At 46.4% G+C, this 614-nt stretch carries 1 protein-coding gene; it reads right to left on the bottom strand.

The annotated features are described in order from the left end of the window. Positions 1-614, bottom strand: a 614-nt coding sequence (locus AB4Z30_RS29915) for a hypothetical protein (RefSeq protein ID WP_441931226.1), incomplete at both ends; no start/stop codon positions are given.

The following is a 614-nucleotide window of genomic DNA, read 5'->3' as shown; positions in this document are numbered from 1 at the left end:
GCGTCATGTTGGTTATATCCGTCGATAAGTTCKGCTAATTCTTCATTGCTTATCGTCGTACGCTTGAGCCTCMAGGCTAAATACTTCTTTTCTTCGAGACTTAGCGCTTGYGACTCCCAATACTCATAACTGCCCAGTTGATCTACCGTAAGATGAGGCCTGCCAATATCAGCTTTGATATAGTGAAAATAGGGATTTACGARAASAACCTCACGCTGATCCTTGTCGTTCATCACTTTATTGAAAAATTCCAGCGAATTTTTCAGTTCCTGATCCGTTTGTTGATACTCATACTCTTTCGCCCATTTCTCACGAATCSAAYTTGGTACTTCATAATACGCYTTGCTGTATTCCGTRCTCTGCTGGTGAAACTTCTCAAGCAGATCGAGAGGGGAAGTCGCTGTCGTCAACTCTTTGGCAGCCGTAAGCATTTTTCCGAAYAGCTTCCAYTTTGCATCGTTCTCCTGCTGCTGCTGTTCCACAAACCCGTTTACAAATCGGCCTAACAAATTCAGAGCCGAAGGCTTGAAGGAGCCGATCTGTGGCACGCTTCCGATGAGACCTGTGGCAACGGCAGCGATACCCATACCAACGGCTGCCTGAGCAACACCGCC

Origin of the sequence: Paenibacillus sp. 2TAF8, assembly GCF_052114825.1 — a bacterium.
In the GTDB taxonomy this organism is placed as follows: Bacteria; Bacillota; Bacilli; order Paenibacillales; family Paenibacillaceae; genus Paenibacillus.
The sequence above is the reverse complement of the archived record's forward strand: the minus strand, read 5'-3'. Positions and strand labels throughout refer to the sequence as shown.